This is a genomic window from Corallococcus llansteffanensis, from assembly GCF_003612055.1.
In the GTDB taxonomy this organism is placed as follows: Bacteria; Myxococcota; Myxococcia; order Myxococcales; family Myxococcaceae; genus Corallococcus; species Corallococcus llansteffanensis.
The window spans coordinates 1-1,883 of the sequence record NZ_RAWB01000953.1 but is presented as its reverse complement, the minus strand read 5'-3'; the positions used below and the strand labels follow the sequence as shown (position 1 = coordinate 1,883).

Annotated in this window: 2 protein-coding genes; one reads left to right on the top strand and one right to left on the bottom strand. The window is 70.4% G+C overall.

Annotation, left to right across the window (positions count from 1 at the left end; genetic code table 11):
* Positions 1 to 1,383 (top strand): DNA/RNA non-specific endonuclease (locus D7V93_RS42410; protein ID WP_372338433.1); only part of this gene is annotated, 1,383 nt, incomplete at its 5' end.
* A 12-nt stretch (positions 1,384 to 1,395) separates the two neighbouring features.
* On the opposite strand, the gene D7V93_RS42405 is transcribed toward D7V93_RS42410, so the two are convergent.
* Positions 1,396 to 1,883: dihydrofolate reductase family protein (locus D7V93_RS42405; protein ID WP_120648611.1), on the bottom strand; the 488-nt coding region annotated here is incomplete at its 5' end.

Sequence of the window (1,883 nt, the reverse complement as noted above, 5' to 3'; positions counted from 1 at the left end):
CCCGCGAACACCGCGGTGCCCGCCGGGGCCGTGCCGGTCGGTGCCGCTCCCGCCAACACCGTGGTGGCCCCCACCGGCGGAAGCTGGAAGCGCTCGGCCACGAAGGAGGTGCCCATCTCCGACCTCCAGCAGAAGTTCGGCTGGACGGATGAGAGCTGGCAGGGCCGGCTCCTGAAGGCGGCGGACGAGGGTGGCGTGGAGGGCCGTGGGCAGAACGGCCAGGTGTCCGCAGCGGAGCTGGAGTCGTACCTCCGAGCCCCCACGGACGCGCAGTTCCTCACGTCCACGGCGCTCCAGGAGCAGCGAGCCGCGCTCGATTCGAAGCTCGCGGGAGGCGCGAAGTCGGTGGCGGTGGACGCCTTCGACAGCCCCTGGCAGGCGTCGGTGGCGAAGCGCGCGGACCTGCTGGGCGGCAACGCCGACGGGCAGCTCTCCGCGGACGAGCTGACGGCCTACATCAACGCGTCCAAGGCGAACCAGGCCAAGGGCACGGGGACGGCGGCGGACACGCAGTGGGTGCCCGACCAGCAGATGGCGACCTTCCAGAGCCGCGTGGCGGAGGTCGCGGGGGAGATGGATCCGCTGCGCGCCGTGGGCGGAGAGGGCGCGACGCCGGGGCTGAACCTGGTGAAGGAGTACTCACGCACGCTGCTGGACACGGACAAGAACGTGCCCCAGTTCGTGAGCTACCTGCTGTCCGCGGCGGACGTGAAGGAGACGCCCGCGGACGTCAACCGGCTCAACAGCACCTTCGTGCGCGACCCGGAGCTGGGCAACGGCGCGGTCACGGACTCCGACTACAACAACACCGGCTTCGACCGGGGACACATGAAGGCGGCCGAGGACTCGCCCACGCAGGCGGCGATGGACGAGAGCCACTACATGAGCAACATCGCCCCCCAGCACGGCAACCACAACCAGCAGGTGTGGCGCACGCTGGAGCGCGGCGTGTCGGAGCTGGTGAAGGACACCGGCGGCAAGGCCTACATCGTCACGGGCAACCTGTTCCTGGACGACAAGGGCAAGCCGCTGCCGCCCGAGTCCATCGAGACGACGGGCGCGAAGGACCGGAAGATCGCGGTGCCCACGCACAACTTCAAGACGGTGCTGTTGGAGCTGCCAAACGGGAACCTGACGATGTTCGCGTACCTGGTGCCGAACGCGAAGGACGGCCCGTCGAAGAAGGACCAGATCGTCCCCCTGCTGGAGGCCTCGCGCGTGCCGGTGGATCAGCTGGAGACGCTGCTGGGTCAGGACCTCTACGCGCAGCTGCCCAAGGACGTGCAGGAGAAGCTGGAGAAGGACACCTCCGCGGCGGGGGCCTTCCAGCAGGCCAGCCTCTACGAGTCCGCGACGCTGCTGCGCGCCCCACCGTCCGCCTGAGCGCGGTGCCCTTCAGCGGGCGTCGTCGCGCACGCGGTACTTGAGCCACACGAGGCCCGCGTCGAGCTGCTCCACGCGCGTGAGTTCCAGCGCCACGCCCTTGCCGGACGCCCGCGGGCGGTCGAAGAGGGACGGGGTGCCGGGATTGCCGTCGGCGGAGGGGTGCACCAGCAGGCTCACCTCGTCGATGAGGCCCGCGTCGAGCAGGGAGCCGTTGATGCCACCGCCGCCCTCCAGCAGCACGGTCTTGATGCCGAAGGCGCGGCCCAGCGTCTCCAGCGTGCGAGCGAAGTCGAGGTCGTCCCTGCCGCCGAAGACGTAGGACACGCCGCGCTCGCGGAGGTGGGCGAGGTGGGCGTCGGAGACGGACTCGGTGAGCACGACGACCAGGTGGTCCTCGTCGATGGCGCCGGACTTCCAGCTCAGCTTGCCGTGCGCGTCCACGGCGATGGCGTAGCGCTCCGCGTCCGTGCGCGCGATGAAGTCCGTGCGGGGCAGGG